The organism is Saccharopolyspora sp. NPDC049426 (assembly GCF_040676935.1).
Lineage (GTDB): Bacteria > Actinomycetota > Actinomycetes > Mycobacteriales > Pseudonocardiaceae > Saccharopolyspora.
Genome location: NZ_JBFAPZ010000008.1, coordinates 163,160 through 180,915, shown reverse-complemented (window position 1 = coordinate 180,915; position 17,756 = coordinate 163,160). Strand labels below are relative to the sequence as shown.

The 17,756-nt window shown below is 70.2% G+C and carries 19 protein-coding genes; 7 read left to right on the top strand and 12 right to left on the bottom strand.

Features of this window, described 5'->3' with window-relative positions; all coding sequences use genetic code 11:
* Position 1: 1 nt before the first annotated feature.
* A complete protein-coding gene (locus tag AB0J78_RS19280; RefSeq protein ID WP_363790791.1) occupies positions 2–688 on the bottom strand; it encodes a response regulator transcription factor in 687 nt (228 codons plus the stop codon).
* A gap of 131 nt (positions 689–819) precedes the next feature.
* Positions 820–2,736, bottom strand: a complete 1,917-nt coding sequence (gene dxs / locus AB0J78_RS19275; protein ID WP_363790789.1) for a 1-deoxy-D-xylulose-5-phosphate synthase — start codon at positions 2,734–2,736, stop codon at positions 820–822.
* A 252-nt stretch (positions 2,737–2,988) separates the two neighbouring features.
* On the opposite strand from dxs, the gene AB0J78_RS19270 reads away from it, so the two are divergent.
* Genes AB0J78_RS19270 through AB0J78_RS19260 form a run of 3 tightly spaced genes read left to right on the top strand, consistent with a single transcriptional unit; the run spans position 2,989 to position 4,995 of the window.
* A complete protein-coding gene (locus tag AB0J78_RS19270; protein ID WP_363790787.1) occupies positions 2,989–3,501 on the top strand; it encodes a YbaB/EbfC family nucleoid-associated protein in 513 nt (170 codons plus the stop codon).
* Entirely contained in the window at positions 3,501–3,809 is a 309-nt protein-coding gene (locus AB0J78_RS19265) for a WXG100 family type VII secretion target (RefSeq protein WP_363790785.1), read from the top strand. Before AB0J78_RS19270 ends, AB0J78_RS19265 begins: the two co-directional genes overlap by 1 nt.
* Before the next feature lie 10 nt (positions 3,810–3,819).
* Positions 3,820–4,995, top strand: coding sequence for a hypothetical protein (locus AB0J78_RS19260; RefSeq protein WP_363790783.1), 1,176 nt, complete (start codon positions 3,820–3,822; stop codon positions 4,993–4,995).
* Positions 4,996–5,019: 24 nt separating this feature from the next.
* Here AB0J78_RS19260 and AB0J78_RS19255 read toward each other — a convergent pair whose 3' ends face one another.
* The 4 genes from AB0J78_RS19255 to AB0J78_RS19240 all read right to left on the bottom strand — a co-directional run bounded on the left by AB0J78_RS19255 (position 5,020) and on the right by AB0J78_RS19240 (position 10,682).
* Positions 5,020–6,153, bottom strand: a complete 1,134-nt coding sequence (locus tag AB0J78_RS19255) for a hypothetical protein (protein WP_363790781.1) — start codon at positions 6,151–6,153, stop codon at positions 5,020–5,022.
* Positions 6,150–7,016 (bottom strand): hypothetical protein, encoded by an 867-nt coding sequence (locus tag AB0J78_RS19250; protein ID WP_363790779.1) that lies wholly within the window; start codon positions 7,014–7,016, stop codon positions 6,150–6,152. Before AB0J78_RS19250 ends, AB0J78_RS19255 begins: the two co-directional genes overlap by 4 nt.
* Positions 7,017–7,435: 419 nt before the next feature.
* On the bottom strand, positions 7,436–8,683 hold the full coding sequence (locus tag AB0J78_RS19245; protein ID WP_363790777.1) for a TRAM domain-containing protein: 1,248 nt from the start codon (positions 8,681–8,683) through the stop codon (positions 7,436–7,438).
* Entirely contained in the window at positions 8,655–10,682 is a 2,028-nt protein-coding gene (locus AB0J78_RS19240) for an APC family permease (protein WP_363790775.1), read from the bottom strand. Before AB0J78_RS19240 ends, AB0J78_RS19245 begins: the two co-directional genes overlap by 29 nt.
* 245 nt (positions 10,683–10,927) lie before the next feature.
* Between AB0J78_RS19240 and AB0J78_RS19235 the strand changes: the two genes are divergently transcribed.
* Together AB0J78_RS19235 and AB0J78_RS19230 are read left to right on the top strand one after the other, a co-directional pair.
* A complete protein-coding gene (locus AB0J78_RS19235; RefSeq protein ID WP_363790773.1) occupies positions 10,928–11,593 on the top strand; it encodes a TrkA family potassium uptake protein in 666 nt (221 codons plus the stop codon).
* Positions 11,593–12,258, top strand: coding sequence for a TrkA family potassium uptake protein (locus AB0J78_RS19230; protein WP_363790771.1), 666 nt, complete (start codon positions 11,593–11,595; stop codon positions 12,256–12,258). Before AB0J78_RS19235 ends, AB0J78_RS19230 begins: the two co-directional genes overlap by 1 nt.
* Positions 12,259–12,306: 48 nt before the next feature.
* Here AB0J78_RS19230 and AB0J78_RS19225 read toward each other — a convergent pair whose 3' ends face one another.
* The 4 genes from AB0J78_RS19225 to dut form a co-directional block, all read right to left on the bottom strand.
* The gene (locus AB0J78_RS19225; protein ID WP_363790769.1) at positions 12,307–13,002 is read right to left on the bottom strand and encodes a DUF3159 domain-containing protein; all 696 of its coding nucleotides are present in this window, start codon (positions 13,000–13,002) and stop codon (positions 12,307–12,309) included.
* Positions 12,999–13,376 carry an OB-fold nucleic acid binding domain-containing protein gene (locus tag AB0J78_RS19220; RefSeq protein ID WP_132672633.1) on the bottom strand — a complete coding sequence of 126 codons (378 nt, stop codon included), beginning with the start codon at positions 13,374–13,376 and terminating at the stop codon, positions 12,999–13,001. The genes AB0J78_RS19225 and AB0J78_RS19220 overlap by 4 nt, the downstream gene beginning before the upstream one ends.
* Positions 13,377–13,554: 178 nt before the next feature.
* Positions 13,555–14,190: a DUF3710 domain-containing protein gene (locus AB0J78_RS19215; protein WP_363790767.1), complete on the bottom strand. Its 636-nt coding sequence runs from the start codon at positions 14,188–14,190 to the stop codon at positions 13,555–13,557.
* Positions 14,191–14,194: 4 nt separating this feature from the next.
* Entirely contained in the window at positions 14,195–14,689 is a 495-nt protein-coding gene (gene dut, locus AB0J78_RS19210; RefSeq protein ID WP_363790765.1) for a dUTP diphosphatase, read from the bottom strand.
* A gap of 24 nt (positions 14,690–14,713) precedes the next feature.
* On the opposite strand from dut, the gene AB0J78_RS19205 reads away from it, so the two are divergent.
* Positions 14,714–15,223 carry a DUF3093 domain-containing protein gene (locus AB0J78_RS19205; RefSeq protein ID WP_363790763.1) on the top strand — a complete coding sequence of 170 codons (510 nt, stop codon included), beginning with the start codon at positions 14,714–14,716 and terminating at the stop codon, positions 15,221–15,223.
* A gap of 141 nt (positions 15,224–15,364) precedes the next feature.
* On the opposite strand, the gene AB0J78_RS19200 is transcribed toward AB0J78_RS19205, so the two are convergent.
* A complete protein-coding gene (locus AB0J78_RS19200; RefSeq protein WP_093416518.1) occupies positions 15,365–15,664 on the bottom strand; it encodes a DUF4193 domain-containing protein in 300 nt (99 codons plus the stop codon).
* A gap of 481 nt (positions 15,665–16,145) precedes the next feature.
* Here AB0J78_RS19200 and cei point away from each other — a divergent pair, with 481 nt between their 5' ends.
* Entirely contained in the window at positions 16,146–16,847 is a 702-nt protein-coding gene (gene cei / locus AB0J78_RS19195; protein WP_363790760.1) for an envelope integrity protein Cei, read from the top strand.
* 89 nt (positions 16,848–16,936) lie between these two features.
* Here cei and AB0J78_RS19190 read toward each other — a convergent pair whose 3' ends face one another.
* On the bottom strand, positions 16,937–17,725 hold the full coding sequence (locus tag AB0J78_RS19190; RefSeq protein WP_363790759.1) for an inositol monophosphatase family protein: 789 nt from the start codon (positions 17,723–17,725) through the stop codon (positions 16,937–16,939).
* Between the last annotated feature and the right edge of the window lie 31 nt (positions 17,726–17,756).

Here is a 17,756-nt window from a genome sequence, read left to right as displayed (position 1 = left end):
ATCAGTCCCTGACGTGTTCGGCGCGAGCCGCGGAGGGCACCCGGTAGCCGGAGCCGACCACGGTCTCGATGACGCCCGGTTCCCCCAGCTTCTTGCGCAAGGTCATCATCGTGACCCGCACCGTGGTGGTGAACGGATCGGCGTTCTCGTCCCAGACCCGCTCCAGCAGTTCCTCGGAGCTGACCACCGCGCCACCGGCCGACAGCAGCACCTCCAGCACGCCGAGCTCCTTGCGGGTCAGCTCGACCTCCGCTCCGGAGCGGGTGACGGTGCGGCGGGCCGGGTCGAGCTCCAGGTCCTCGGCCGTCAGCAGCGGCGGCTGGGCGGGCGTGGCGCGGCGGCCCAGCGCGCGCACCCGGGCGATGAGCTCGGGGAACGCGAAGGGCTTGGCGAGGTAGTCATCGGCGCCCAGCGACAGCCCCGCGACGCGGTCGGCGACCGTGCCCGAGGCGGTCAGCATGATCACCCTGGTCAGCTCGCCGGAACCGACCAGGTCGCGACACAGGTCGTCACCGGACATGCCGGGCAGGTCGCGGTCGAGCACGACGACGTCGTAACGGGTGATCGCGGCCTTCTCCTGGCCGCTCTCGCCGTCGTAGGCGACGTCGACGGCCATGCCGTCGCGCCGCAGCCCTCGCGCCACCGCATCGGCCAGCGGCTTCTCGTCCTCCACGACCAGGATTCGCACGAATCCACCCTGCCACAGCACGCGCCGCCAGCCGCCGAGGTCAGGGCCGGGTGACCGGATTTCAGTGGAAATCGGAACCCCGATCTCAGTGGAAATCAGGAACCGGATTTCCACTGAAATCGGGGACGACGTCAGCCGTGGGCGGCGTCCGCCTCGGTGGCGACGTGCAGCTGGGCGCCGCGCCGGCCGGAGAACCAGTCGTTGATGCGGGCGGCGATGTCGGTCTCGGTCAGGCCGAGATCGGCCAGCACCTCCTCGCGGGAGGAGTGCTGGAGGAAGTCGTTCGGCACCGCCAGGTCGCGCAGCGGCACGTCCAGCTCGGCGTCGCGCAGCGCCGCGGCCAGCGACGATCCGAACCCGCCGTGCCGTCCGCAGTCCTCCAGCGAGACCACCAGCCGGTGGTCGGCGGCCATCTCCACGACCTTCGACGGCACCGGGACGACCCAGCGCGGGTCGACCACGGTCACGCCGACGCCCGTAGCGGCCAGCCGCTCGGCCGCGGCCACGGCGAGCTTGCCGAACGCGCCGACGGCCACCAGGAGCACGTCCTTGCGCTCATCGGCGCGCAGCACGTCGATCCCGCCGACGCGCTCCACGGACGGGACCTCTTCGATCACCGAACCCTTGGAGAAGCGCAGCACGGTCGGCCCGTCGTCAACGGCGACGGCCTCGCGCAGCTCCTCCCGCAGCGTCACCGCGTCGCGCGGCGCGGCCACCTGGATGCCGGGGATCAGCCCGAGGATCGACAGGTCCCACATGCCGTTGTGGCTGGCGCCGTCGTCGCCGGTGATGCCGGAGCGGTCGAGCGTCACGGTGACCGGCTGCTTGTGCAGGGCGACGTCCATCAGCAGCTGGTCGAACGCCCGGTTCAGGAACGTCGAGTAGACCGCGAACACCGGGTGCAGCCCGCCCATGGCCAAACCGGCGGCGGAGGTCATGCCGTGCTGCTCGGCGATGCCCACGTCGAAGCAGCGCTCCGGGTAGGCCTCGGCGAACTTCTTCAGACCAGTCGGCCCCAGCATCGCGGCGGTGATCGCCACGACGTCGGAGCGCTCGGCGCCGATGCCGACCAGTTCGTCGGCGTAGACGTCGGTCCAGCTCTTCGGCGCGGGCTTCTTCGGCAGGCCGGTCTCCGGGTCGATGACCTTGACCTGGTGCATCTGCTCGGCCTCGTCGTTCTCGGCCGGGGCGAAGCCGTTGCCCTTGCGGGTCACGGCGTGCACGATCACCGGCCCGCCGAAGGACTTGGCCATCTGCAGCGCGTACTCCATCGCGCGCATGTCGTGGCCGTCCACCGGGCCCAGGTACTTCAGGCCGAGGTCGGAGAACATGACCTGCGGGCTGATCGCGTCCTTGATGCCGCTCTTGGCGGCGTGCAGACCGGTGTAGAGGGAGCGGCCCACGACCGGCATCTTGCGCAGCGTGCGCTTGCCGGACTCCAGGGCCTTCTCGTAGCTCGGGTTGAGCCGCAGCGCCGCCAGGTGCTCGGCGAGGCCGCCGATGGTGGGCGCGTAGGAGCGGCCGTTGTCGTTGACAACGATGACGACCGGGCGGTCCTGGTCGGCCGCGATGTTGTTCAGCGCCTCCCAGCACATGCCACCGGTGAGCGCGCCGTCGCCGACGACCGCCACCGCGTGCCGCTCGGCGCCGGTGACCTGGAACGAGCGGGCCAGACCGTCGGCGTAGGACAGCGCGGTCGAGGCGTGGCTGTTCTCGACGAAGTCGTGCTCGCTCTCAGCGCGCGACGGGTAGCCGGACAGGCCGTCCCGCTTGCGCAGCTGGTCGAAGCCGTCCTGCCGACCGGTCACGATCTTGTGCACGTAGGCCTGGTGCCCGGTGTCGAACACGAGCGCGTCGTTCGGCGAGTCGAAGACCCGGTGCAGCGCGAGGGTCAGCTCCAGCGAACCCAGGTTGGGCCCCAGGTGACCACCGGTCCGCGACACCTTCTGGATCAAGAAGTGCCTGATCTCCTCGGCCAGCTCCACCAGTTCGGCGTGCGTCAGGCGCTTGACGTCGGCCGGACTGCGCACGGACCCCAGCAGCGTCACCGTGTTCCACCTCGCTTGTCGTGCCGGTCGGTCACAATCGCAATGCCGGGGCCTGGCCGGCAACCTGGCTCCGTCTGCATAGTGCGCCCCAGTCTACGGAGGAGCCATGCGGCCACCGGGTGCGGTCGGACACCTGCGGCGATGGCTCGCCACCTGCGGTGAGCCGTCTTCACCACGGCCGCGACGTTCACGTCGCGAGTACCACCTGGATAGCGGTGTTGCTACCTTTCGTCTGATCCCGTGGGAGGCGACATGACTGGTCCGGACGGCCGCAAGGCGGAGCTCGAGGCGCGCAACGCCGCGATGCGCGAACAGGTGAGCTCGATGCTCGAAGGGTTGCAGCGGCAGACCGCCGAGTTGCAGGACGCTCAGGCCAGCGCGCTGGCCGCGACCGGTGAGGCGACCTCGGCTGACGGTTTGGTCACGGTCCAGGTCAACGCCGCCGGCGTGGTCACCGACACCTCCCTGTCGCCGTCGGCGCTCCGCTCGAGCACACCGGAGAAGCTCGCCAGGAGCTTCACCCAGGCGGCCCAGGCGGCTGCCCGCGATGCCCGCGCCAAGGCCGACGCGGCCGTCGCACCTCTGCAGGAGAACGTCCCCGACCTGCCTGATCTGTTCCCGGGCGCGCCCTCGTTGGCGCAGCTGATCCCGTCGGCTCCGGATTTGCCGGAACCGAACACCCCTCCTGCTGCGTCCAAACCCGCGGCTGAAGAGGACTGGGACGACTTCGAACCCCGGTCCCGTTTCCGGAAGGACCGTTGGTGATGGGATTCGAGGTCAACCCCGAGGCGCTGCGCGGCGCCTCACCGAAGTTCGACGCGTCGTCGGACAAGCTCCAGTCCGCGCTGGACAAGCTCAACGGCGTCCTGCAGGCCGAAGGCCAGTGCTGGGGCGGTGACGAGGCGGGCCAGGAGTTCGCCAAGAACTACGAGCCCGGCTCCCAGCAGGGCACGGACGGCATGAAGGGCCTCGCCCAGGCGCTGCACCAGGTCCGCGGTGAGCTCGACGCCACCGCCCGGACCTGGGACGACGTCGACCAGGCGAACGCCGACGGCATCAAGAGCCAGGGCTGAGGGGGACGGCGTGGGCATCGAGATTCCAGGCGAGGTCAGCTGGTTGTTCCCGATCGTGGTCGGCGCGAGCTGGCCCGAGGGCGACGAGACGGCGCTGCGCAGGGTCGCCGAGGCGTGGACGCAGTGCGGCGTCGACATCGAGGGCGTCATCAGCGAGACCGAGGGCGCGGTGCGGTCGGCCCTGGGCACGATGAAGGGCGACACGCACGACGCCTTCGAGAACTTCATGAAGGACTTCTGCAACGGCGACGCCGGTCACCTGCCGGAGTTGAAGAAGCTCTGCGAGGCCCTCGGCGAGGGAGCCGACAACGCGGCGCTGGAGATCGAGTACACCAAGTACAGCATCATCGCCGCGCTGATCATCCTCGCCGCCCAGATCGCCGCGATGATCGCCTCGGCGGTGGCGACCTTCGGCGCGAGCACGGCGGGCATCCCGATCGCCCAGGCCGCGACGCAGTTGACGGTGCGGACGTTCTTCCAGCAGCTGCTGACCAAGATCGGCCAGCAGATCCTGCTGAACGTGGCGATCAACGTCGGTGTGGACGGGGCCATCCAGGGCCTCCAGTTCGCCAAGGGCGACCGGCAGAGCTGGGACTGGTCCAACACCGGCAACGCGGCGGTGTCGGGTGTCGCGGCGGGTCTGGCCGGTGGTCTCGTCGACGGGCTCGCTCCGGGCATCGGCCAGCAGGTCGGCAAGGACCTGGCGGGCAACGCCACGAAGAACTTCACCGAAGCCGCCGCCTACGGCGCAGCGCGGGGTTCGATCTCGGGCGTGCTCGGCAACACCATCAACCAGGGCTTGCACGGCCAGGCTCCGGGGATCAACGACATCACCTCGGGCGCCATCTCCGGTGGTGTCAGCGGCGCGACCGGCGGGATGCAGAGCAGGCACGAGGGCCTCAACGCGACCTGGGAGGGCAACGGCCGCGGCCCGACCGGCGACGGCGGCGGCGAGTGGGTTTCCGGCTCCAACACGCAGGGGTGGCGCTTCGAGTCCAACGAGGGCGCGGTGTCCGGAGCCAACGTGGACAGTCCCTACAACAACGGCGTCAACTCCTCGACCGTCGGGCAGCACGCCAACATCGACGGCGGGCCGAACAACGTCAACAACAACTCCTACGGAGATGTCGACGCCCAGGAGCAGCGGGCTCCGGAGAAGCTGGACCTGCCCGAAGGTCCGCGCTGATCCGGGGTCGCTCCACCGCCAGCGTCAGCTCCAGGGACGCCAGCCGGAGATCGGGGCGGCCTCAGGTCGCAGGTCGCCCCACGGCGGGCTGTTCGGCGGCAGCGACTGCAGTTCGGCGTAGCCGAGCCGGGTGCGCCGCCGCAGCCAGCTGACCACGAAGAACGCGCCGATGAGCAGCATCGCCGCGGCGGCGAGCCACGTGCTCGGGTCCGTGCCACCACCGGCGATCAGCGTGGTGAGCAGCATCAGGCCGAGAACACCTGCGGAGAAGCCGACCAGCGGGCGGAACACCCCGTAGGGCTGAGACCGCTTCGCGTTTCGGAACGTCGTCGTTCGGGCCGTGGCCCACTTGCGCAGCGCGTGCCAGGAGCCGAGGTCCTGCGGCCCCGTCCGCTGCGACCACGCGGCGGACTGCCGCCTGCGCAGGATCGCGGCCACCAGTCGCGGATCCTCGACGTTGACGATCCACTGCTGCTCGCCCGCGACGAGTCGCACGGCAGGGCCCTTGACCAGCCGGACCGCCGTCGTGCCCGGCAGCGGCCACGAGTCGGCGCCGATGATCTCGCCGGGCTGGGCCAGCGACACCTCGGCGAGCGCGATCGCCTGGTCCACGTTCCCGCCGCCCGCCGTTCGCCCGAGCGCCAGCACGGCTCGATCGCGTTCGATCCGCAGGCGTGCGGACTGGTGGCGGTAGATCTCGAAACCGACCTCGACGTCGAGCTCCGCGAGATCGAAACCCGGTGCCGTGAAACGCTTCTGCGCCACCCTCGCCAGCAGCGGGCAGACGACGACCGCGACGAGCGCGACCAGGCCGATCGGGGCCAGCGCGAGGTTGACGTAGGCCGCGGAGAGCGCGGCGAGCAGCGCCCAGCCGCCCCAGTGCCTGGGCGTGCGCGCGTCGGCCAGCCAGGCGGCTGTCGCCACGGCGATGCCGACCAGACCGGCGATTCCGACGCCGACCTCCAGTTCGCGCACGCCCCAGACCACGAAGCCGAGCGGGATCAGCACGACCGCTGCGGCGCCGAGAGCGAAGGACTGCGCGCGGCGGCCCGGGACGAGCTCCGGAGCAGCGCTCGCCCGGCCGGCGACCGGCGTGATCTCGGACCCCGTCGCAGGAGGCGCCGGGAGGACTTCCGGAAGGTGTTCGCGCGCCGTCACGTCCAGTCCTCGATGCGCGCCGGTTCCCTGCCGTGCAGAGCGGCTCGGGCGCGCAGCAGCTCGGCGAGTTCCGGATCCGCGGGCAGCAGCTGGGTGTCGGTGCGGGTGCGGATCACGACGACGTCGCCTTCCGGCAGGGACGCCCCGCGCCCGTCTGCCAGCAGCGCCCAGGAACCGTCATCGGAAGTGCTGGGCCGCACGCCGATCTCGGTGATGTCGGCGAGCGCGATGTCCTTCGTGGACGGCTGGGCGGCCGGTCGTCCGGCAGCCGTGCGGACCGAGAGCCGCAGCGAATCGCCGGTGATCTTGACGGAGTCCTCGCCCCCGCCCTGCGGCGATCGCAGGCCCTTCACCAGCACGAACTCGCTGCCACCGATCTCCCGCAGCGGCTCGGCCATGATCGCCCGCCGGGCCAGGAAGGTCGCCAGCAGCGGAACCGCGAGTCCGATGACGCCCGCGGCGATGCGGAACCAGAAGGGCAGGGAGGTGTAGGTGATGGCCAGCCACAGCCCGAGCGCCTGGGCGAACCCGACGACAGCGCCGTACATCAACCAGCCGTCCGGCTTGAGCCGCCAGTCGATCCCGTCGGCGCCGCGCCCAGCGACCCAGGAGGCGAGCGGCATCGGCAGCACGACGATCACCGCGGCGAGAACCAGCCCGGTCACATCGCCCTGCTTCGGGCTGCCGAGCAGCGGCAGGTCCGGTCCGGCGACCAGCGTCCATCCCAGCGCCAGCAGCGACACCACGAGCTCGGCCGCGCACCACGACCAGGTCACCGACAGCAGCACCTTCGCCCGCGACCACCGTCGTCCGACGGCCTCCGCCGCCCGCGGGTCGACCCGTCCAGGAACCTCACCGAACACCCGGCCACCTCCTCAGCCGCCGCAACCTTAACCGCAGTCCGCTCGCGCCCTGCCGAATCCCGGCCAACGCGGCCGGCCACGGCTCTCAGGCCGGATGGATCTGGTCCCAGCTCGCCGAGGCCGGTTCGAACCGCCCGGTCGTCGACACCCACGGGCCGCTGGACGAGATCGCCGACGCCTACCGCCAATTGGAGGCCGGCGGCGTCCAGAGCGAGCACGTCCTCCACCTCACCTGCACACCAAGCCGGTAACCGAAACCCGGATTACCGCCGGACTCGGTGACCTGAATACCCCGGTAATCAGGTACCCGAATACTTCGGTAATCCGTGTCCTGAGAACCCCGGTAATCAGGTACCGGAAAACTGCGGTAATCCGTGTCCCGATCACCGGGGTGTTCCGCGAGTTGGTTGCGGCGGTGGTCAGGCGTCCTTCGGGGTGGGTTGGAGGACGGCGACGCACTCCACGTGGTGGGTCATCGGGAACGCGTCGAACGCCTCCAGGTCGACCATGCGGTAGCCGTTCTCGGCGTACAGCGAGACGTCGCGGGCCAGGGCCGCCGGGTCGCAGGCGACGTGCACGACGCGAGCCGGTTCGCGGGCCGTGATCGCCTCCACCACCTGCCGACCCGCGCCCTTGCGGGGCGGGTCGAGGACGACCACGTCCGGCGACCGCAGGTCCTCGTCCTCGAGGACGCGTTCCACCGTTCCCGCGCGGAAGTCCACCTGCGGCTGGTCGCGGAGGTTGGACACCGCGTCCTCCACCGCGCCGCGCGAGGACTCCACCAGCAGCACCGAACCCGTCGGGCCGACCTGCTCGGCGAGGTCCGCGGCGAACAAGCCCACACCGCCGTAGAGGTCCCAGGCCACGCCACCGGAGGGAGCGGCGGCGAAGCGGGCCACGACCTCGGTGAAGGTCTCCGGCGCGGCCTTGTGCACCTGCCAGAAGCCCTGCGCGCCGACGTCGAACCGGCGTCCCCGAACCGTCTCGTGCGCCACGCCGCTGCCCGCCACCTGGCGAGCGACGGCCTGCTGGCGGCCGCGCCGCTGCGGCTTGCGGTCCAGGGCGGTGACGTGCAGTTCGCCCTCGCCGTCAGCGGCCACCGTCAGCTCCGCACCCGGCCGCCAGCGGCGCTCGGCGAGCTCCTCCACGGCGCCTTCGACGGTGATCGGGCAGTCGGCCACCGGGATGACCCGGTGGCTGCGGCTCGGCCGGAAACCGGCGTTGCCCCTGCGGTCGACCGCCAACCGCGCGCGGGTGCGCCAGCGCAGCAGCCCGCCGGGCAGCTCCTGGACCCGCACCGGCCAGTCCAGGCCCGCGATGCGCTGCAGCTGTTCGGTGATCACCGCGGCCTTGAGCTCGCGCTGCGTCTCGCCGTCGGCGTGCTGGAAGTCGCAGCCACCGCAGCGGTCCTTGCCCAGCGCCGCGTCGGCCAGCGGGCACGGCGGGACGACCCGCCCCGGCGCGGCCTCGCTCACCTCGACGGCGTCCGCGCGGCAGAAGCCGCCACCGTTGTCCTCGGTGACCTCGACGGTCACGGTCTCCCCCGGCAGGGCGTGGCGGACGAACACCACGCGGCCCTCGTACCTGGCCACGCAGTGGCCTCCGTGAGCCACCGGGCCGACTTCGACCTCCAGCCGCCTACCGGTCCAATCCGGCTTTTCGGTCACCGTTCACCTTTCCATTGCTCCCCAGGCCCCGACGCGTCGCGCCGGGCATCGAGGTGATCCGCTGTGCTCGCACCTTCGTCGACGACGCCAGCTGCCACGGCACGCTGGTGACCATCACTCCCGGCTGGAACAACAGCCTGCTCTTCAGGCGCAGCGCGCTCTGGTTGTGCAGCAGCTGCTCCCACCAGTGTCCGACGACGTACTCCGGGATGAACACGGTGACCACGTCGCGGGGGCTGTCCCTGCGGATCCGCTTGACGTACTCCAGCACCGGCCGGGTGATCTCCCGATACGGCGATTCGAGGACCTTCAGGGGCAGCGGCAGGTTCAGCTCCTCCCACTCCGCGGTCAACGTCCGGGTGTCCTCCTCGTCGACGTTGACGGTGACGCCTTCCAGCTCGTCCGGCCGGGTGGCGCGGGCGTAGGCGATGGCGCGCATCGTCGGCAGGTGCAGCTTCGAGACCAGCACCAACGCGTGGTTGCGCGACGGCAGGACCGCGTCGGTCTCGGACTCCTGCAGCTCGTCGGCGACCCGGTCGTAGTGCTTGCGGATCGCCGTCATCAGCACGTAGATGGCCGCCATCGCCGCGATCGCGATCCAGGCGCCGTGGGTGAACTTGGTGATCAGCACGATGACCAGCACGCTGGCGGTCATGAACAGACCGAAGGCGTTGGTCGCCTGCGCCCGGCGCATCCGGCGCCGCGCCATCGGGTCGGTCTCGCGCCGCAGCAGCCGGTTCCAGTGCCGGATCATGCCGCTCTGGCTGAGCACGAACGAGACGAACACGCCGACGATGTAGAGCTGGATCAGCCGCGTCACCTCGGCCTCGAAGGCGAACACCAGGATGATCGCGCTGAAGGCCAGGAACAGGATGCCGTTGGAGAAGGCGAGCCGGTCGCCGCGGGTGTGCAGCTGGCGGGGGAGGAAGCGGTCCTGCGCCAGGATCGAGCCCAGCACCGGGAAACCGTTGAACGCGGTGTTGGCGGCCAGCACCAGGATCAGACCGGTGAAGAACACCAGGTACCAGATCCCGGGCGGGAACCCGCTGAACACCGCGCCGGCCAGCTGCGCGATCAGCGTCTTCTGCTCGTAGCCCTCGGGAGCGCCGATGAGCTGGTGCGCGGGGTCCTCGGCGACGACGGCGCCGGTGACGCGGGCCAGCATGATCAGGCCCAGGAACATCAGGATCGCCAGCCCGCCCATCAGCGCCAGCGTGGTCGCGGCGTTGCGGGACTTGGGCTTGCGGAAGGCCGGGACGCCGTTGCTGATCGCCTCGACACCGGTCAGCGCGGCGCTACCGGAGGAGAAGGCCCGCAGGATCAGGAACGCGAACGCCACACCGGCGTACTGGCTCTCCTCCTGCGCCAGCTGGAACCCGGCGCTCTCGGCGCGCAGGTCGGAGCCCAGCACCACGGACTGGAAGAAGCCCCAGCAGATCATGCCGAGCACGCCGATCACGAACGCGTAGGTGGGGATCGCGAACAAGGTGCCCGACTCGCGGATCCCGCGCAGGTTCAGTGCGGTCAGCAGCACGATCGCCCCGACGGCGAACAGCACCTTGTGCTCGGCGACGAACGGGATGACCGAGCCGATGTTCGCCGCGGCCGAGGAGATCGACACCGCGACGGTGAGGATGTAGTCGACGAGCAGCGCGCTGGCCACCATCAAGCCCCAGCGCCGACCGTGGTTGACCGTGGCGACCTCGTAGTCGCCGCCACCGGAGGGGTAGGCGTGCACGTTCTGCCGGTAGGACGCCACCACCGCGATCATCACCAGCGCGACCAGGACACCGATCCACGGGCTGATGGCGAACGCGGACACGCCCGCCACCGACAGCACCAGCAGGATCTCCTCCGGCGCGTAGGCGACGCTGGACATCGGGTCGGAGGCGAAGACCGGCAGCGCGATTCGCTTGGGCAGCAGCGTGTGCGAAAGGCGATCGCTGCGGAACGGCCGACCGACGATCAGCCGCTTCGCCGCGGTTGCGAGCTTGGACACGGTGCAGAGCGTAAGCGGTGGGGCCGGGGTACCGGTGAATGCGGGCTTTCGAATTGCTCTCAGGTCACATCCGGGGTGGCGTGGTGCCCATCGGAGGGACTCACCCGGTACGGTGCACCAGCCCGTTTCCGGAGGGCCGCAGCGGTCACCGAACCGCCCCCGTCCGGGTACGGTCAGCGGCGACGAGCGGCGTCGTCCGCAGCAGTTGTTCCAGTGCGCTCAACACGCAGCGAGGAGACAAGGTCGTGCACGTCGTGATCATGGGCTGCGGCCGGGTCGGGGCCTCCCTGGCCGCCGCGCTGCAACGGCTCGATCACACCGTGGCCGTGGTGGACAAGGACCCGCAGGCGTTCCACCGCCTGGGCCGAGACTTCCGCGGTCAGCAGGTCACAGGCAACGGCTTCGACCGGGACATCCTGGAAGAAGCGGGGATCGAGCAGGCCAGCGCCTTCGCCGCGGTGTCCAACGGGGACAACTCCAACATCGTCTCGGCCAGGGTGGCGCGGGAGACCTTCGGCGTCGCCCACGTCGTGGCCCGCATCTACGACCCCAAGCGAGCCGAGGTCTACGAGCGGCTCGGCATCCCGACCGTGGCCACCGTGCCGTGGACGACGGACCGCTTCCTGCGGATGCTGCTGCCCGAGGGCGTGGCCACCGCGTGGCGGGAGCCGTCCGGTGCCGTCGCGGTGCTGCAGCTTCCGCTGCACGAGAGCTGGATCGGGCGCAAGGTCTCCGAGGTGGAGTCGGCGACCGGGGCGCGGGTCGCATTCATCATGCGGTTCGGCAACGGCGTGCTGCCCGACCGCAAGACCGTGATCCAGTCCGACGACATCGTCTACGTGGCAGCGCTGTCCGGAACCGTCACCGACGTCACCGCGGCCGCTCGCCGCACACCCGAGGAGAGCGAGTAATGCGAATCGCGATCGCGGGAGCCGGCGCGGTCGGCCAGTCCATCGCGCGGGAACTGCTCGAAGGCGAGCATGAGGTGCTGCTCATCGAGCGCAGCACCGGCAACTACCACCCCAGGCGCATCCCGGGCGCGGAGTGGATGCTCGCCGACGCCTGCGAGCTGGCGTCGCTGGAGGAGGCGGGGCTGCAGTCCTGCGACGTGGTCATCGCGGCCACCGGCGACGACAAGGTCAACCTCGTGGTCTCGCTGCTGTCCAAGACCGAGTTCGCGGTGCGCCGCGTCGTCGCCCGGGTCAACGATCCGCGCAACGAGTGGCTGTTCACCGACGCCTGGGGCGTGGACGTCGCGGTCTCCACGCCGCGGATGCTGGCCGCGATGGTCGAGGAGGCCGTCAACGTCGGCGACCTGGTGCGCCTGATGACGCTGCGCCAGGGCCAGGCCAACCTCGTCGAGGTGACGCTGCCGGAGTCGACCCCGCTGGCCGGACGCCGGGTCCGCGACCTCAAGCTGCCCGTCGACTCGGCACTGGTGAGCATCCTGCGCGGTGGCCGGGTCATCGTGCCCCAGGCCGACGACCCGCTCGAGGCGGGCGACGAGATGCTGTTCGTGGCCACCAGCAACGTGGAGAACGAGATCCGCGCGGTCATCCACGACCACGGGGAATGACGAACGGGGCGGTTCCCGGCGGAACCGCCCCGCACCACGTCGAGCGCGCTAAGCGCCGGCGACCGCCGCCTCTTCGGCGACCTTCTTCGCCCTGCGGATCGCCCAGACCGTCACGACCAGCGCGATGCCGGTCAGCGGGTATCCCATGGCGATGCGGGCGAAGGCCAGCCAGCCGGTCTGGTCGTTGTCGTAGAGCCACTGCTGCACCACGTACTTGGCGGCGAACACCGCCGCCCAGGACAGCGTGGCGATGTCGTAGGCGCGCATCGCGCGGCGCTGCTTGCGCCAGCCCATGCCCAGGCCGTTGAGGGCCGACCAGACCACTCCGACCAGCGGCCAGCGCGCCGCCACCGACACCAGGAACACCCCGCCGTAGATCAGGCTGGTCCAGATGCCGAGCAGGAAGAAGCCCTTGGTCTCGCCGGAGCGGTAGGCGATAAACGAGCACACCGCCACGCCCAGCACGCCGGAGATCGCCGGTTGCAGCGGCTCCTTGCGCACCAGGCGGAAGATCGCGATGCCCACCGCGACACCGATCGAGGCCCAGATCGCGGGCATCATCGAGGTGAACGAGCTGACCACCACGAACACGACGATCGGCACAGCGGAGTACGCGAGCCCGCTGACACCGCCCATCTGCTCCAGCAGGGTCTGCTCGGAAACACCGGCCTTGCCCGCGGGCTGCCGGTCATCGTCGGTCTGCCGGGCGTTGAGCCCCGCGGCCGATGCGTCATGTTCGCTCATGCGGTGTTCTGCAACTCGTAGTAGGGGTTGTACAGCACCTTACGACCGTCACGGACTGCGATCCGGCCACGGGCCTTGACGATACGGCCCGGTTCGATTCCGACGATGCGCCTGCGCCCGAGCCACACGAGAGTCACCCCTTCGGTGCCGTCGTAGAGCTCGGCCTCCAGGGTGGGCGCGGAAGTCTTGGGGCAGAGCTCAACGCTACGAACCCGGCCGAGCACCACGGCTTCCTGCCCGCACTGGCAGTCGCTGGCCCGCTGCGCGCCTCCCGCCTGCGACCGGTCTGACAGGTCGTCGGCGTCAAGTTCGGCGACATCGCTGGTCAGGCTCCGCACGAGGCGCTTCCAGTAGCCGCCTTCGGTCTTGCTCATCTAGCGCTCCTGTGCGCCTCGGGGCTCGACTCCGCAGCCCGTGCACTTCCCAGCCTAACCGCCTGCGGGGGCCGAATCCCACGCCCGGCGGAATAAAGAACCCACTCCGGAGCACGCCGTTCGTCTCACCCGTTCGGCGCAGGGGTGGGGCCGTCGAGATCCCCACCCCGCGCCGGCCTCAGACCTGCCCGTTGGGGGTCTCGGTCTGCTGCGTCTGCGCCTGCTGGATGTGGCGGAGGATCGCCTCGGGGAGCTCGATGGGCAGCGGCGTGCGCACCGGCATCGGCTCGGAGCCGCGGACCACGACCGTGTCGTCCAGGACGCCGTAGAGCAGCCGAGCGCACTCCTTGGCGGACTCGGCCGGACCCGCCGCCACACCGCGCAGCAACCAGCGCGGACCGTCGACGCCGACGAACCGCAACGCCGCCTTCGGCGAGTCCGCGACCAGCTCGACGCCCCAGTCGCCCTGCTCGGTGTGCACCCGCGCGCCGTCCTTGCGGAGCTGGTCGGCCAGTTCGTTGCCGACCTCCTCCCACAGCCCGCCGCTGCGCGGCGCCGCGAAGGCGCTCACGGTCAGCCTGCCGACCGGGGTCACCAGGTGCACCGCGCGCACCGGCCCGGAGGGATCGACCTCGACCTGCAGCTGTCCCCCCTCGGGCACCGGCACCCGCACCGAACCGAGGTCGAGCCGCTCCACCCCGGAATCGGGTGCTTCGCTCTCGTCGTACGGCCCCTGCGAGGGAACCTGCTCCGGCTCGGCCTGTTCCTCGATGGCCTCGTCGCGCTTGGACTTCCCCCGGCCCCTTCTGAACATCCCCTCAGACCTCCGTCCTGTGACCGGCCTCGGTGGTTCCCGACGCCGTCAGCACCTCATGACCACCTGTGGAGCCATGTCCACCGGCACCGCGCAACGACTCGGGCAACTCGTCGACCTCGGTGAACACGGCGTGCTCGACCTTCTGCACGACGAGCTGAGCGATGCGGTCACCTCGTCGCAGCGACACCGGCTGCACACGATCATGATTGATCAGGCAGACCTTGATCTCACCGCGGTACCCCGAATCGATGGTCCCGGGCGTGTTGACCACGCTGAGCCCGGTCTTGGCGGCGAGCCCCGAGCGCGGGTGGACGAAGCCCGCGTAGCCCTCCGGAAGCGCCACGGCGACTCCGGTGCCCACCAGCACGCGTTCGCCCGGTTCGAGAACCACGTCCCTGGTGGTTACCAGATCGGCACCGGCGTCCCCGGGTTTGGCGTATTCGGGAAGCGGTACACCGGGGTCGGTTCGGGTAAGCAGGACCTTCACGTTCGACACGGGCGGCGAGACTACCCTGAACGCGTGTCGGAAAGCGTAGAAGCAGCCACCACGAGCGGGGACACCCCCGGTCAGGCGAATTCGGAGGGGCAGGCGGTGTTCCGCGAGCGGCTGTACGCGTCGTGGTGGACCTGGCCGTTGCCGCTGGTCGCAGCGGTCTTGATGGCCGCTCAGGTGCACATGGGCTACCCGGGCGTGCGGGCGTGGCTGCCCTACGTCGTGCTGGTCCCGCTGGCGATCCTCGTGCCGCTGTGGCTGGGCAGGCTCAAGATCGAGGTCGTCGACGACGAGCTGTGGGTCGGCGACGCCCACCTGCCGCTCCGGTTCATCGACGAGGTCGAGATCATCTCCCCCGCCGAGCAGCGGCGTTCCCTGGGCCCGGACCTGGATCCGGCGGCGTTCCTGGTGCATCGCTCCTGGGTGCGCACCTCCGTGCGCGTCTGGCTCGACGACCCGGACGATCCCACTCCGTACTGGGTGGTCAGCACCCGCAAGCCGGAGCGGCTCAAGGCCGTCCTGCTCCGCGAGCGGTGAACGGCCACCGGCACCGGTGTCAGGTTCGCCACCCGCACCGCCGAGCGATTGAGCTGTGAAGCCTTTCGACGGGAAAAACACTGGGCACACGCCGCCCGCGTGTGCCCAGCCACTTCCCTTTGTGAGTCGTCGACGTGCGCCTCAGGCGGCGCAATCACGACAGATGAACTGACCGTTCTTGGTCTCGGCCAGTCGGCTGCGGTGATGGACGAGGAAGCAGCTCGAGCAGGTGAACTCGTCAGCCTGCTTCGGGAGCACCTTGACGGTCATCTCCTCGCCGGACAGATCAGCGCCCGGCAGTTCGAAATTCTCCGCGATCGCCCCTTCGTCTTCGTCGACGACGCCGGATTGCGCATCGTTGCGTCGCGCCTTCAGCTCCTCCAACGAGTCCTCCGCCAAGTCCTCGGACTCGCGGCGAGGAGCGTCGTAGTCGGTCGCCATCGTGATTCACCCCTGCGTTTGTGGAGACTGCAATGGTGTGCCGCTGGTAAACGTTCCAGGACCCGGATTTGTGCCCGATGGGACAGTGATCGCGGTCTCGCCCTGCAACGCGTCTAGTTCCCCCGTAAAGAGCGACTTGCCTCAACTCGGCACTCCGTGAGGCGCCGAGAGGGTAGCTCATAACTTCTGCGAACACGCAGCAGGTCACCCATAGGTGTGGCATTGCGCGCATTCGGAGGGCATCGTAGATCAAAATTCGACCGGTCGGCCGAGTCCTCCGGGCGGCCCGTCCCGGTTGCCCCGCCGATCCCCGCGTGATGCGATGCGCTCGCGGTTTCCCGTCGGCATCGGCTTCGAGACGATCACGGGAAGATCAAGACACGGCAGCGGCGACCAGCACCGCGCACAACAGGTTCAACCCCTAGGCTGATCCAGTGCGGGCGGGAGCGCGCGGATCCGAGGCATCCAGGGAGGGGCGGACGTGGGAGCCGTAGGTGCAAGGCCGGGACGGCGAGTCGGATATCGCCGACGCCGACCGCTGCCCGCGCTGGTCGTGCTGGTGGCGCTGGTGGCGCTGTCCGGACTGCTGTGGACTCGCGTCTTCGGGTCCGTGGAGGACATCGACACGGCCACCAGGTGCAACCCGCCCGGAGCACCGACCGCGCCGCCCGAGGCCAGCGGCATGCCGCCGCAGGTGCCGCTGGGCACCATGCTCGAACGCGACGCGCTGAACTCCACGACCCCGGTGCCGCCGCAGGACGTGCACGTGCGGGTGCTCAACGGCAACGGCGAGAGCAGGCAGGCGAGCATGGTCGGCGACGAGCTGGCCAGCCTCGGCTTCATCAAGACCGGCGCCGACAACGACTCCGTCTACGTCAACTACGACCTGCAGTGCCACGGTCAGATCCGGTTCGGCGCCGCCGGAATGAGCGCAGCCCGCACGTTGAGCCTGATCGCGCCGTGCGCGCAGCTGGTGCGCGACGAGCGCGAGGACGCCGGGCTGGACCTGGCGCTGGGCGCGCGCTTCGACGACATCAAGACCACGCAAGAGGCCAAGCAGATCCTGCAGCAGCTGCAGAACTGGGTGCCGCAGCGCGATCAGCAGGACGGCGCGCAGCAAGAGGTGACGCCACCGCAGATCAGCGAGGATCTGCTCACCAAGGCCCGCGACGTGCACTGCTGATAACGATTCCCGGCAACAACTCGCAACGGACCGCTATCGATGCCGTGGCGGAAACCCGATCGGGATTGGCGGGTTCCCGCCACTGGCGGTCAGACCTCGCCGGCGTTGGCCGCGCGCAGGGCGTCGGTGAGCTCCTCGGCGACCCCGGGCGTGGCGCAGACCAGCATCTCGTCGCCCAGCCCGTCCGACGACCCCTTCTCCGGGAGCCGCAGCGCCGCTCCGGCCTCCTGCGCGATCAGCGCGCCCGCCGCCCAGTCCCAGCGGTTGAGCCCGACCTCGTAGGTCGCGTCGAGCCAGCCGGCCGCGACCGAGCACAGGTCCAGCGAGGCGGCTCCCGCGCGGCGGATGTCGCGCACCTGGCCGAGCAGGTCGTTCACGACGCGCGCCTGGGCGGTGCGGCGCTCGACCGCGTAGGCGAACCCGGTGCCCACGAGCGCCAGGTCCAGCCGGTCGGAGCCGGAGACGTGCAGCGGTTGCCCGTCGAGGAAGGCCCCGTGACCGGCCGCGGCGCTCCAGACCCGTCCTGAGACGGGTTCGACGACGGCTCCGGCGACCGAGCGGCCGTCGACCTGCGCGGCCAGCGAGACCGCGTAGAAGGGGAACCCGTAGAGATAGTTCACAGTGCCGTCGATCGGGTCGACGACCCAGCGCAGTCCGTCCAGCGCACCGTCGCCGCCTTCCTCCTCGCCCAGCACGGACTCCCCGGGGCGGAGCTCGGCGAGCCGCTCGCGCACCAAGCGCTCCACGGCTCGATCTCCCATGGTGACCACATCGGTCTCGGTGCTCTTCGTATCAACACCGTCGGTCACTGCCTGATCACGCACGGTTCGGGCCAAATCGGCGGCTTCGCGCGCGATTCGCACCGCGACCTCGGACAAGGCGTTTGCATCCACATCTTTTGGCAATCCC

What these genes read in the sequence shown, in the direction of transcription:
- AB0J78_RS19225 (WP_363790769.1), bottom strand. Translation starts at nt 13,002, where the DNA reads ATGAGCGAACATGACGCATCGGCCGCGGGGCTCAACGCCCGGCAGACC.
- AB0J78_RS19220 (WP_132672633.1), bottom strand. Translation starts at nt 13,376, where the DNA reads ATGAGCAAGACCGAAGGCGGCTACTGGAAGCGCCTCGTGCGGAGCCTG.
- AB0J78_RS19230 (WP_363790771.1), top strand. Translation starts at nt 11,593, where the DNA reads ATGCGAATCGCGATCGCGGGAGCCGGCGCGGTCGGCCAGTCCATCGCG.
- AB0J78_RS19215 (WP_363790767.1), bottom strand. Translation starts at nt 14,190, where the DNA reads ATGTTCAGAAGGGGCCGGGGGAAGTCCAAGCGCGACGAGGCCATCGAG.
- AB0J78_RS19265 (WP_363790785.1), top strand. Translation starts at nt 3,501, where the DNA reads ATGGGATTCGAGGTCAACCCCGAGGCGCTGCGCGGCGCCTCACCGAAG.
- AB0J78_RS19270 (WP_363790787.1), top strand. Translation starts at nt 2,989, where the DNA reads ATGACTGGTCCGGACGGCCGCAAGGCGGAGCTCGAGGCGCGCAACGCC.
- AB0J78_RS19200 (WP_093416518.1), bottom strand. Translation starts at nt 15,664, where the DNA reads ATGGCGACCGACTACGACGCTCCTCGCCGCGAGTCCGAGGACTTGGCG.